Origin of the sequence: Streptomyces dangxiongensis (assembly GCF_003675325.1) — a bacterium.
In the GTDB taxonomy this organism is placed as follows: domain Bacteria; phylum Actinomycetota; class Actinomycetes; order Streptomycetales; family Streptomycetaceae; genus Streptomyces; species Streptomyces dangxiongensis.
Genome location: NZ_CP033073.1, coordinates 1,311,457 through 1,323,806 on the forward strand (window position 1 = coordinate 1,311,457; position 12,350 = coordinate 1,323,806).

The following is a 12,350-nucleotide window of genomic DNA, read 5'->3' on the forward strand; positions in this document are numbered from 1 at the left end:
CATGTGCGGGCATTTCACGAACCCGGGCCGGGAAGAACGTGAGGTTTGCTACGTTTCCGTACCCCTCCCGCACACCGGCCGGGTGGGGTAGCTTTCACGGCCTGACGGCGGTGTGCCGGCCAACGCCACTGAGGCGCGAGACGCAGGGGAGCGAGGTTGCGCGAGTTCACCAACCCGCCGCTGGAGTCGCCGGTGCCGGCCGGTGGTCTGGCGGACGTCGTCTTCGAGCATGCCGAGACCGACCCGCTGCACATCGCCCTCGGCCGCAAGGACGCCTCCGGGCAGTGGCGGGACGTGACCGCGGCCGGGTTCCGCGACGAGGTCATGGCGCTCGCCAAGGGCCTCCTCGCCCGTGGCGTCCGCTTCGGCGACCGCGTCGCGATCATGTCCCCCACCCGCTACGAGTGGACCCTGTTCGACTTCGCGCTGTGGACGATCGGCGCCCAGGTCGTGCCCGTCTATCCGACGTCCTCGGCCGAGCAGTGCTTCTGGATGCTGCACGACGCCGAGGTCTCCGCGGCGGTCGTCGAGCACGAGGACCACGCCATGACCATCGCCACGGTCATCGGCCGGCTGCCCCGGCTGCGCGAGCTGTGGCAACTGGACGCCGGCTGCGTGCAGGAGCTGTACGACGCCGGGGCGCACCTGGAGGACGAGGTCGTGCACCGGCACCGGCAGGCCGTCACCCCGGACTCGGTCGCCACGGTCATCTACACCTCGGGCACCACCGGCCGGCCCAAGGGCTGTGTCCTCTCGCACGGCAACTTCATGTTCGAGGCGGACACCGTCATCCGGCGGTGGGAGCCGGTGTTCCACTCGAAGAAGGGCGACGAGGCGTCGACCCTGCTGTTCCTGCCGCTGGCGCACGTCTTCGGGCGGATGGTGGAGGTCGCCGCGATCCGCGGCCGGGTCCGCTTCGGGCACCAGCCGCAGTTGAACGCCGCCGCCCTGCTGCCCGACCTGGCCGCGTTCCGCCCGACGTTCATCCTCGCGGTCCCCCTACATCTTCGAGAAGGTGTTCGGCGCGGCTCGCCGCAAGGCCGAGAAGGACGGCCGGGCCGGGGCGTTCGAGAAGGCCGTCGACATCGCCGTGAACTACGCCGAGGCCGTCGAGGCCAAGGCCTGGGGCACCGGGCCCGGCCCGTCGGCGGGGCTGCGGATGCAGCACCAGCTCTACGACAAGCTGGTGTACGCGAAGATCCGCGCCGCGATGGGCGGCCGGCTGCGCAACGCGATGTCCGGCGGATCGGCGATGGACCGCCGGCTGGGACTGTTCTTCGCGGGCGCGGGCGTGCAGATCTACGAGGGTTACGGCCTGACCGAGTCGACGGCCGCGGCGACCGCCAACCCGCCCGGGCGCACCCGCTACGGCACCGTCGGGCAGGCCGTCCCGGGCGTCACCGTGCACATCGCCGACGACGGGGAGATCTGGCTGCACGGCGGCAACGTCTTCCAGGGCTACCTCAACAACCAGAAGGCCACCGACGAGAGCCTGCACGACGGCTGGCTGGCCACCCGGGGACATCGGTGCCCTGGACGGGGACGGCTATCTGACCATCACCGGCCGCAAGAAGGAGATCCTGGTGACCTCCGGCGGCAAGAGCGTCTCCCCGGGCGCGCTGGAGGAACGGGTCCGCGACCATCCGCTGGTCAGCCAGTGCATCGTCGTCGGCAACGACCGCCCGTACATCGCCGCCCTGGTCACACTCGACCAGGAGGCGGTCGCCCACTGGCTCCAGATGCGCAACAAGCCGAGACCGGTCCCGGCCGAGCTGGTGCGCGACCCGGACCTGGAGGCCGAGGTGCGGCGGGCGGTGGTCGCCGCGAACACGCTCGTCTCCCAGGCCGAGTCGATCCGCACCTTCCGCATCCTGGCCCAGCCGTTCACCGAGGAGCACGGCCTGCTGACGCCGTCGCTGAAGTTGAAGCGCAAGGCGATCGAGAAGGCGTACGCACGCGAGGTCGAGGCGCTGTACCAGTCGTGAGGCGCCGTTCGCGGTGTGACGCGTGACATGGATCGGATCGGATCGCGTGGTCAGGAATGCACGGCGGCCCGTGATCGTTGAGCATGTCGGTACCACCTGTCGACAAACGAAGGATCAAGAGGCTCGTGAGCAGCAAGGTCCCCCCGATCATCCTCAACAACGGCGTCGAGATGCCCCAGCTCGGCTTCGGCGTCTGGCAGGTGCCGGACGACGAGGCCGAGCGGGCCGTCGCCACGGCGCTCGAAGCCGGGTACCGCAGTATCGACACCGCGGCGATCTACGGCAACGAAGAGGGCACCGGCAAGGCCATCGCCGCCTCCGGCCTTCCCCGTGAGGACGTCTTCGTCACCACCAAGCTCTGGAACAGCGACCAGGGGTACGACTCCACGCTGCGCGCCTTCGACGCGTCGCTGGAGAAGCTGGGTCTCGACTACGTCGACCTGTACCTGATCCACTGGCCGCTGCCCTCCCGGGACAAGTACACCGACACGTACAAGGCGTTCGAGAAGCTGCACGCGGACGGCCGTGTCCGCGCCATCGGCGTCTCCAACTTCCTGCCCGAGCACCTGCGCCGGCTGATCTCCGAGACCTCCGTCGTCCCGGCGGTCAACCAGATCGAGCTGCACCCGCACCTCCAGCAGGAGGCCGCCCGCGGGTTCCACGCGGAGCACGGCATCGCCACCGAGGCGTGGTCGCCGCTCGGCCAGGGCAAGGGCCTGCTGGAGGTGCCGGCGGTGGTCGCCATCGCGCGCAAGCACGAGCGCACCCCGGCCCAGGTCGTGCTGCGCTGGCACGTGCAGCTCGGCAACGTCGTCATCCCGAAGTCGGTGACGCCGTCCCGGATCAAGGAGAACATCGAGGTGTTCGACTTCGAGCTGGACGACGAGGACCTCGCGGCGATCAGCGCCCTCGACGAGGACCGGCGTCTGGGCCCCGACCCGGCCGCCTTCGACGTGGCCTGATCCCCCGGATCCGAACGGACCGGTCCGGCGCCGGACCGGATCACACAGCGGCCGTGCGCCCCGCGCAGCAGCGGGGCGCACGGCCGTCTGCGCAGCACCGTTCCGCACGGCGGGCGGCTCGGGCGCTCAGTCGAGGCGCACGTCCGCGTACGTCACCTCGAACTCCTCCAGGCCGACCACGTCCGCGTGCGCCTTAGCCGTCGCGGCGTGGCGCGCGCTCGCCATGGCCGCGCGCGAGGCGGCCAGGCAGCCGCGGTCGGTGAACAGGGCGCCGGCGATCCCGCGGCCCCTCAGGCGGTCGATCAGCAGGGTGATCCTGGCCAGCCCCGGCAGGGATTCGGCCCGCGGCACCACCGTCGCCCGGAAGGTGTCGATGACCAGGTCCCCGTCCGGGGGGTCGAACTCCAGCCGGGTGACACGCAGTCCGCCGCCCTGGAGGGGGTGTGCGAGGTGGTGGACCACCGCCGCCTCGTAGCCGGCGACCGCCACCGTCCCCGCGAAGGGCTCCAGGAGTCCCGCCCGCCGCTCGCGCATCACCTCGTCGCTGTTGCGGCGCGCCTCCTCGGTCTCCCACCAGCTCGCCGTGAGGATCTTGCCGAGGTCCCGGTCCGTGAAGACGCTCGCGCCGCGGTACCCGGGGCGTTCCTCCAGCAGGTCCCGCCCCTGGCTGTTCAGGGACCGTACGGCCGAGTCGAGCAGTGCCGGATCGCCGGTCGCGTACACCGTGCGCACGAACATGAGCCTCGCCTCCCGGACACTGTGACCGCCCGGCACCGCCGGACAGGTACGGCACATCCGACCTCTCCAGTCTCACGGGCGTGGCAGAGCCCCGCAATACGCGCACGATTCAGCCGTTCGCACCCCGCAGCTTGACGCGAGCATGGCGGCGGGGCACGGTGGAGGACATCTGGTAAGGAAACTTTCCTAACAGAAAGGTCCCTCCCATGCGCCTACGCACCCTGTCCCTCGCCGCGGCCTCCGGCACCGCCCTGCTCGCCGCCGGACTCCTGCCCGCGCACGCCTCCGCCACCCCCACGCCCAGGTCGGCTCAGGAGGGCACGGTCAGCGCCGCCGACCTGCTCTCGAAGGTGACGTCCTGTTCGCAGGTCTCCAACGGCAAGTATCGCACCGACGAGGAGACGTCGGCCACGGTCCCCGTGTGCGGCAAGAACGGCGCGGTGTTCTGGAAGGCCGACCTGGACATCGACTGCGACGGCCAGCGCACCGCCAACTGCAACGAGGACCGCGACCCCTGGTACCAGGACGACACCGCCTTCCACCAGTCCGACGGCAAGCCGCTGAAGGCGGAGACGCTGCCGTACGTCGTCGTGCCCAGCACCAGCAGCATCTGGAACTACTCCAACGCCGGCATCAAGGGTGGCGGCGTGGTCGCCGTCATCTACAACAACAAGGTCGAGTACGCCGTAGTCGGCGACACCGGCCCCACGAAGATCATCGGTGAGGCGTCGTACGCCACCGCCAAGGCGCTCGGCATCGACCCCGACCCGGCCACCGGCGGCGCCGAATCGGGCGTGACCTACATCCTGTTCAAGAACTCCAAGGTCTCCCCCATCGAAAGCCACAGCGCCGCGGTCACCCTGGGAAACCAGCTCGCCCAGCAGTTCCTCGCGAACAACTGACACCGTCCCCGGTGGCGAGCCGTCAGGCCGGCCGTACCGCGACGTGCACCGTGTAGGCGCCGAGGACGAACAGGTCCGGCCGCAGGTGCACGCTCGCCGGGTCGGACGGGTCGAGCAGCCGGTCGAGGGTGGCCCGGTCCCCGGCGTCGAGGGCGTCGCCGACGCCTTCACGCAGCCGGGACAGGTGCGCGGCGGCGTAGGCGCGGGTCCGGCCGGCGGCGGGGGCGGGCAGGTCGAGCAGGAAGGTGCGGGTGCGGGTGCGGCCGAGACCGGCGGCCCTCAGCAGGGCGGGCCAGTCCTCGGTCTCGGCGGTCGAACCGGGCAGGTCGGCCCGCATCCGCGCGAACCACTCCGCCTCCAGCGCGTCCAGCCGCGCCTCGAGCCCGGGACGGCCGATGCCGATGTCCCGGGGCAGGAAGCGGGAAGGCAGACCGCCTTCGAGCAGTGCCAGCGTGCCGCCGGGGGCGAGCCGCCCGGCGAACGCCGCGAGCCCGGCGCGCTGGTCGCCGAGGTGATGCAGGGTGCGGCTGGCCCACAGCAGGCCGGCCGGCCCCTCCAGCTCGGCGAGCACGCCGGGCAGTTCACCGGCGAGGGTGCCGAAGCGGTCGGCGACGCCCTGGCGGTCGGCCCGGGCCCGGGCGCGCTCCAGCAGCGGCGCGGTGCCGTCGACGGCGACGACGCGGGCGCCGGGGAACGCCTCGGCGAACAGACAGGAGACGACCCCGGGGCCGCTGCCCGCGTCCACGATCAGGCCCGGCCCGGTCACTTCCTGGGCGAGCCACGCCATGGCCTGCTCGTAGACGGGGGTGAACAGTTCCGCCTGCGTCTCCAGCAGCGAACCCAGCTCGTTCCAGTCGATGTCCGTGCCGTGCCCGTGGCCGTGGCTGTGCTGGTGTGCGGTGCCGGGGTGGTCGTGGTGGTCGTGGTGGTCGTGCGCCATGGTGGTCAGCCTCTCTTCCGGATGCGGTCAGCGTGCGACGGCACACCGGACGAGGGCCACCCGCGTTGCCGGTACGGCAAAATCCGGGCGCGCCCCGGCAGGGCCAGACCCATGGCCCCCGGGACGGCACACGGGGTTCGGGGCGTGGTCCGCCGGGGCCCGGCCGGTGGGGTCCGGCCCCGGCGGATCCTCACCCGGCTAGGGAAGCGCCGGGTACGCGTTCTGCATAAGCTGCTGGAACTGGGCGGAGAACCAGTGCCCGGCCAGCGGCGAGTTGGGCAGCGCGCCCGTGGGGCTGTTGCCGTTGCGACCGTTGCCGCCGTAGGTGGGGTCGCACATCCGGTCGAAGCCCTTGCCCTCGTCGTTGTTGATGGCGGAGCTGGCTCCGTCCGACTCCCCCGGGGGCTTCACCCACACGTAGGCGTCGATCCCGGCCGCGGGGGCCGCGATCGGCCGTTCGCCGAGGCCCGCGCCGCTCTGGTTGCACCAGTTGCCGACGTGGATGCGCCGGTCGGTCCGGCTGCCGTTGACGTAGTCGTCGACGGAGGTCAGCGGGCCGGACTTGGTGGGCCGGGCGGCGCCGCCCCAGCCGTTGCGGGAGGTGTCGATCAGCATGCCGAGACCGGAGTTGAAGCCGGCCGAGACGAGCTTGTCCCGCATCGCCTGGGCGAAGGACTGCTCGTCCACGTACTGGTTCCAGTCCACCCACTTCGACTGGCGCACGGTCTGCCCGTTCACGCTGTCGGTGACCTTGAAGTACGGCTCCTTGGTGGGGCTGTAGTTGGCGGTGTTGACGATGAAGCCGGTCACGTCGTTCACGCCGGCGCCGTTGGTCGTGGCGACCTTGTAGAACTCCTGGACGGCGGGGCCGAGGTTGGTGTCCCAGCCGAGCCAGCCGTGGTGGCCGGCGTCGATGTAGTTGTAGACGTTCGGGATGGCGCCCAGCTTGTCCAGGGCGTAGCTGACGCCCTTCTCGTAGTTGCCGTTGGACTTCATGGTCGCGCAGGCGTCGGTGCTGCCGGCGGTGCCACCGGCGTTGGTGATGAGGTTGGGCAGCGAGTCGGGTTCGATGACGGTGGCGATGCGCAGGCCCGCGTACTTGGCGTCGGCCAGGATGGACGCGATCGGGTCGATGTACTGCGACTTGTACTTGTCGATGTCGTTCGGGCCGAGTTCGCCGTTGGAGGCGAGGGCGGCGCAGTCGCGGCCGGGGAGGTCGTAGATGACGAGCTGGACGACGAGGTTGCCGGAGCCCTTCTGCTTCAGGGCCTCGTCCAGGTGGGCGCGCAGGCCCATGCTGCCGCCGGCCCCGTTGATGGTGGCGATCCGGTCGAGCCAGACCGCGGTGGGCTGGTTGGCGACGCGGCTGCCGCCCGGTTCCGCGGCGGCCTTGGCGGACCACTCCGGGTTCACGTAGACCTTGGCGCCGGTGTAGGGGTTGTCGGCGCGGCTGCCGGTGTCACCGCCGCCGCCTCCGCCGCCCGTGCCGCCGCCGGTGTCCCCGCCGGTACCGCCACCGGTACCGCCGCCGGTACCGCCGCCCGTGCCGCCGCCACCGTCGACGTTGCAGGTGACGCCGTCGAGCGTGAAGGTGGCGGGGACGGAGTTGGTGCCGCTGTAGGTGCCGTTGAAGCCGAAGCTGACCGAACCGCCGGTCGCGAGGCTGCCGTTGTAGCTCTCGTTGGCGGCGGTGACCGCGGTGCCGCTCTGGGTGAGCTTGGCGTTCCAGCCGCTGGTGACTTTCTGGGTGCCGCCGTACGACCACTTCACCGCCCAACCGGACTTGGCCGCGGCGTTGTTGGTGACGGTCACGGCGGCGGTGAAGCCGGTGTCCCACTGGCTCTGGATCTTGTAGTCGACGGTGCAGGGTATGGCGGCGGCGACGGCGTCGGCGGAACCGGCCGGCAGGGCCGCGAACGCCGTCCCGGAGGCTCCGGCGAGCAGGCCGAGGGCCACCAGCAGTGTTGTTCGGGTACGACTCATGGGTGCGGGTTTCCTTATTCGGTGGGTGCGGGGCTTACGGGTTGAGGGCGCGCAGATGGTCACGCAGCCCGGCGCCGTACGCGGTGGGTGTGCCGTCGTAGGCGGAGATGAGGGACGGCCCGGAGGAGCAGTCCCAGGTGTTCCAGGTCCAGCCCAGGTAGGACAGGTCGTGGGCGTCGAACCACTTCATGACCTGGTCGACGAACCCGTGCGAGCAGGTGTTCTCACCGATCTCCCCGGCGACCAGCGGCACTCGGGCCGCCACCGGGGCGAGGGTGGAGTTCCAGCAGCTCTCGGTCGAGCAGGTGTTGAAGTTGTAGCCGTGGTAGGCGGCGGCGAGATTGCCGGCCGGGTCGGTGGGCTGGTAAGCCGTCCACTGGCTGAGGTCGTTCGAGTAGGCCAGACCGCCGGCCATGATGACGTTCTTGGCTCCGGTCCCACGGATGCTGTCGACCAGGTCCTGCATGCCGGCGACCTCGTAGGAGATCCCGGGGCAGGTGCCCCCGTCCCGCCAGCACTTCCAGGCGTCCGTGGCACTGCTGGTCGCCCGGTCCGGGTACGGCTCGTTGAACAGGTCGAACACGGCGGCCCGGTCGTCCTTGAAGGTGTTCGCGACCGACGCCCAGAACGACGGGCTGTACTGCATGTCGGGCATCGGCTTCTGGCAGGTGGCGTGCACGTCGGAGCAGCCGGCCGAGTTACCGGTGTACTGGCCGTGGTTCCAGTGCAGTTCGAGGATCGGCGTCATGCCGTGCGCCTCGACGCGGGCCGCCAGCTCCTTCACCGCGGTGATGTAGTTGGCGCCGGCGTATTCGGGTTTGACGTTGGCGAGGCCCAGCCAGCACTCCTCGTTGAGCGGGATGCGGACCGCGTCGGCCTTCCAGTCGGCGATCGCCTTGACGGCCGCGTCGTCCACGGGGCCGTCCCAGATGCCGTAGCCCTGTACGCACATGAACTCGCCGCCGGACCGGTTGACGCCGAGCAGACGGCGGGTCCGGCCGTCGGCGTCCACGAGTTTGTTGCCGGAGACGTGCAGTGCGGGCGCGGTGCCGCCGGACGGGGGTGGGGTCGTCGGTGGTGGGGTCGTGGGTGGTGGGGTCGTCGGGTCGGTGTCCACGTTGCAGGTCGTGCCGTTGAGCTTGAACACGGTGGGCGTGGCGTTGCTCCCCGACCAGGAGGCGAGGAACCCGGCGCTGACGCTCGCGCCGGTGCCGAGCCCGCCGTTCCAGCTCTCGTTGGTCGCGGTCACGGTGGTGCCGGACTGGGACCATGAGGCGTTCCAGCCCTGGGTGACCTTCTGCCCGCCGGCGAGGTCGAAGGTGAGCTTCCAGCCGCTCAGCGCGGCCCGGTTGTTGGTGATCTTCACCGATCCCTGGAAGCCGTTGTCCCACTGGCCGGTGACGGAGTACTCCACCGAGCACGCGGGCGTGGCTCCCTGGGCAGACACCACGGGGACGACCGCGCTCGTGACGAGCGCGATCGCACCTGCGGCGGCTAAAAGTACTGAACGCGGGGGGTGTCGCATGAGCGACTCCTTGCAGTTTGGCGCGCCGTGACGGACGCGTCGACTGAACGGAATCGCTCCCACTGGTGCGATGGAAGGTAGCGCCAAGTCGCCTCCGTGCCCAGAGGAGTTGCTCGACTTTTCTACAACCGGATCTGTCGAATCTTTTCGACTCTTCAAGCATCTTGACCGCCCCCGCCCCCATCCCCACTATGGGAGCGCTCCCACTGGTTCAAACCTTGACTTCTCCCCGAGCCGCAAGCCGCAAGGAGGAACCAGCACCATGGATCCTGGACGGAAGAGCAGAGCCGCGCGGCGGCTGTGGACCGCGGTCGCCGCCGCGTTCGCCCTGCCGCTGTCGATGCTCGCCACCGGCACGGGAACCGCGCACGCGGCCACCGTGCAGTGCAGCGTCGACTACAAGACCAACGACTGGGGCTCCGGCTTCACCGCCGAGCTGACCCTCACCAACCGTGGCAGCGCCACCCTCGACGGCTGGACGCTGACCTATGGCTACACGGGCAACCAGAAGCTGTCCAACGGCTGGAACGGCACCTGGTCCCAGTCCGGCCAGACGGTCACCGTGAAGAACGCCTCGTACAACGGCACCGTCGCCGCGGGCTCCGCCGTCACCACCGGCGCTCAGTTCACCTACAGCGGCACCAACACCGCCCCCACGTCCTTCGCCGTCAACGGCACCCCCTGCACCGGTGCCCACCAGCCGCCGGTGACCGTGCTGACCAGCCCGAGCGCGGGCGCGGTCTACACCCAGGGCGAGGCGGTGCCGCTCGCGGCGACCGCGGCGGCGGCCGACAACGCGACCATCGCCAAGGTGGAGTTCTACGACGACACCACGCTGCTGGGCACGGACACGAGCGCGCCCTACTCGCTCGCGGTCTCCAGCCTGGCCACGGGCAGCCATTCACTGGTGGCGAAGGCGTACGACAGCCTGGGCGCGTCCGCCGCGTCCACCCCCGTCGGCATCACGGTCGCCTCCGGGCCCGCCGTGGTCGCCTCACCCACCCAACTGGGCGTCCAGCAGGGCAAGTCGGGCACCTTCTCGGTGAAGCTGTCGACGCAGCCGAGCGCGAACGTGACGGTGAGCACGGCCCGTACCGACGGCAACACGGGCCTGTCCGTGACGGGCGGTTCGTCGCTGACCTTCACCCCGTCGAACTGGAACACCGCACAGTCGGTGACCATCACGGCGGACTCCTCCGGCACCGGCGGCGCGACCTTCACCGCGTCGGCCACCGGTCACGCCAAGGCCACGGTCACGGTCACGGAGCTGCCCGCGTCCAAGGCGTACGACGCCCGTTTCCTGGACCTGTACGGGAAGATCACCAACCCGGCGAACGGCTACTTCTCCCCCGAGGGCATCCCGTACCACTCGGTGGAGACGCTGATCGTGGAGGCTCCGGACCAGGGCCACGAGAGCACCTCGGAGGCGTACAGCTACCTGCTGTGGCTCCAGGCGATGTACGGCAAGGTCACCGGTGACTGGTCGAAGTTCAACGGGGCCTGGGAGATCATGGAGAAGTACATGATCCCCACGCACGCCGACCAGCCGACGAACTCCTTCTACAACGCCTCCAAGCCGGCGACCTACGCGCCCGAGGCGGACACGCCGAACCAGTACCCGGCGAAGCTGGACACGTCGGTGCCGGTGGGCTCGGACCCGATCGCCGGTGAGCTGAAGTCCGCGTACGGCACGGACGACGTCTACGGCATGCACTGGATCCAGGACGTCGACAACGTCTACGGCTACGGCAACGAGCCCGGCAAGTGCGAGGCCGGCCCGACGGCCACCGGACCGTCGTACATCAACACCTTCCAGCGCGGCCCCCAGGAGTCCGTCTGGGAGACGGTCCCGCAGCCGACCTGCGACGCCTTCAAGTACGGCGGCAAGAACGGCTACCTGGACCTGTTCACCGGCGACTCCTCCTACGCCAAGCAGTGGAAGTACACGGACGCCCCGGACGCGGACGCGCGTGCCGTCCAGGCCGCCTACTGGGCCGACCTGTGGGCGAAGGCGCAGGGCAGGAGCGCCGACGTCTCCGCGACGGTCGCCAAGGCCGCGAAGATGGGCGACTACCTGCGGTACGCGATGTACGACAAGTACTTCAAGAAGATCGGCAATTGCACGAGTCCCTCGTCCTGCCCGGCCGGTACCGGCAAGGACGCCTCCCACTACCTGCTGTCCTGGTACTACGCCTGGGGCGGCGCCACCGACACCTCGGCCGGCTGGGCCTGGCGCATCGGCTCCAGCCATGTCCACGGCGGCTACCAGAACCCCCTCGCGGCCTACGCGCTCAGCTCCAACGCCGACCTCAAGCCCAAGTCGGCGACGGGCTCGGCCGACTGGTCCAAGTCGCTCCAGCGGCAGCTCGAGTTCTACCAGTGGCTCCAGTCGTCGGAGGGCGCGATCGCGGGCGGTGCGACCAATAGCTGGGGGGGCAGGTACGCGACCCCGCCGGCCGGCACCTCAAGCTTCTACGGCATGTACTACGCCGAAGCGCCCGTCTACCACGACCCGCCCTCCAACCAGTGGTTCGGGTTCCAGGCGTGGTCGATGGAACGGGTCGCCGAGTACTACCAGCAGACCGGGAACGCCCAGGCGAAGGCGATCCTCGACAAGTGGGTGAAGTGGGCACTGTCCAAGACCACGGTCAACCCGGACGGCACCTACAAGATCCCCTCCACCCTCCAGTGGTCGGGCCAGCCCGACACATGGAACGCGTCGAGCCCCGGCTCCAACAGCGGACTCCACGTGACGGTCGCCGACTACACCGAGGACGTCGGTGTGGCCGCCGCGTACGCCAAGACCCTGACGTACTACGCCGCCAGGTCCGGTGACGCGACCGCCAGGTCGACGGCGAAGGCGCTGCTGGACGGCATGTGGAACAAACACCAGGACAGCCTCGGCATCGCCGTCCCCGAGACCCGCAGCGACTACAGCCGGTTCAACGACAGCGTGTACGTGCCGAGCGGCTGGAGCGGCACCATGCCGAACGGCGACGCGATCAACTCCTCGTCCACGTTCGCCTCGCTGCGGTCCTTCTACAAGAGCGACCCCAACTGGTCCAAGGTCGAGGCCTACCTCAAGGGCGGTGCCGCGCCCGTGTTCACGTACCACCGGTTCTGGGCCGAGGCGGACATCGCCCTGGCCATGGGCTCGTACGCGGAGCTGCTCGAATAGTCCCCGCTGACGCTCCGCGTGCACGGCCCCGTCACCGGACGACGGGGCCACCCGGCCGGGCGGCCACCACCCGCACAGGTGGCCGCCCGGTCCGCGCGCCCGCCCTCCCCTCACGGCTGGTGCCGTCGTCGGCAGTC

7 protein-coding genes and 1 pseudogene are annotated in these 12,350 nt (G+C 70.2%); 4 read left to right on the forward strand and 4 right to left on the reverse strand.

What is annotated here, in order from left to right; all coding sequences use genetic code 11:
- Nucleotides 1–156: 156 nt before the first annotated feature.
- Nucleotides 157–1,985 (forward strand): annotated as a pseudogene (locus D9753_RS05725) (AMP-dependent synthetase/ligase).
- A 125-nt stretch (nt 1,986–2,110) separates the two neighbouring features.
- Nucleotides 2,111–2,947 (forward strand): aldo/keto reductase, encoded by an 837-nt coding sequence (locus D9753_RS05730; protein ID WP_121786011.1) that lies wholly within the window; start codon nt 2,111–2,113, stop codon nt 2,945–2,947.
- Nucleotides 2,948–3,073: 126 nt separating this feature from the next.
- On the opposite strand, the gene D9753_RS05735 is transcribed toward D9753_RS05730, so the two are convergent.
- Nucleotides 3,074–3,685: a hypothetical protein gene (locus tag D9753_RS05735; protein ID WP_121786012.1), complete on the reverse strand. Its 612-nt coding sequence runs from the start codon at nt 3,683–3,685 to the stop codon at nt 3,074–3,076.
- Between the two features lie 206 nt (nt 3,686–3,891).
- On the opposite strand from D9753_RS05735, the gene D9753_RS05740 reads away from it, so the two are divergent.
- Nucleotides 3,892–4,587, forward strand: a complete 696-nt coding sequence (locus D9753_RS05740) for a glycoside hydrolase family 75 protein (protein WP_121786013.1) — start codon at nt 3,892–3,894, stop codon at nt 4,585–4,587.
- Between the two features lie 22 nt (nt 4,588–4,609).
- Here D9753_RS05740 and D9753_RS05745 read toward each other — a convergent pair whose 3' ends face one another.
- The 3 genes from D9753_RS05745 to D9753_RS05755 form a co-directional block, all read right to left on the reverse strand.
- Nucleotides 4,610–5,527, reverse strand: a complete 918-nt coding sequence (locus tag D9753_RS05745) for a class I SAM-dependent methyltransferase (RefSeq protein WP_121786014.1) — start codon at nt 5,525–5,527, stop codon at nt 4,610–4,612.
- Nucleotides 5,528–5,725: 198 nt separating this feature from the next.
- Entirely contained in the window at nt 5,726–7,510 is a 1,785-nt protein-coding gene (locus D9753_RS05750; protein WP_121786015.1) for a glycoside hydrolase family 6 protein, read from the reverse strand.
- Between the two features lie 34 nt (nt 7,511–7,544).
- Nucleotides 7,545–9,035, reverse strand: coding sequence for a cellulose binding domain-containing protein (locus D9753_RS05755; RefSeq protein WP_121786016.1), 1,491 nt, complete (start codon nt 9,033–9,035; stop codon nt 7,545–7,547).
- 262 nt (nt 9,036–9,297) lie between these two features.
- Here D9753_RS05755 and D9753_RS05760 point away from each other — a divergent pair, with 262 nt between their 5' ends.
- Entirely contained in the window at nt 9,298–12,213 is a 2,916-nt protein-coding gene (locus tag D9753_RS05760; RefSeq protein ID WP_121786017.1) for a glycoside hydrolase family 48 protein, read from the forward strand.
- The last annotated feature ends 137 nt before the right edge of the window (nt 12,214–12,350 follow it).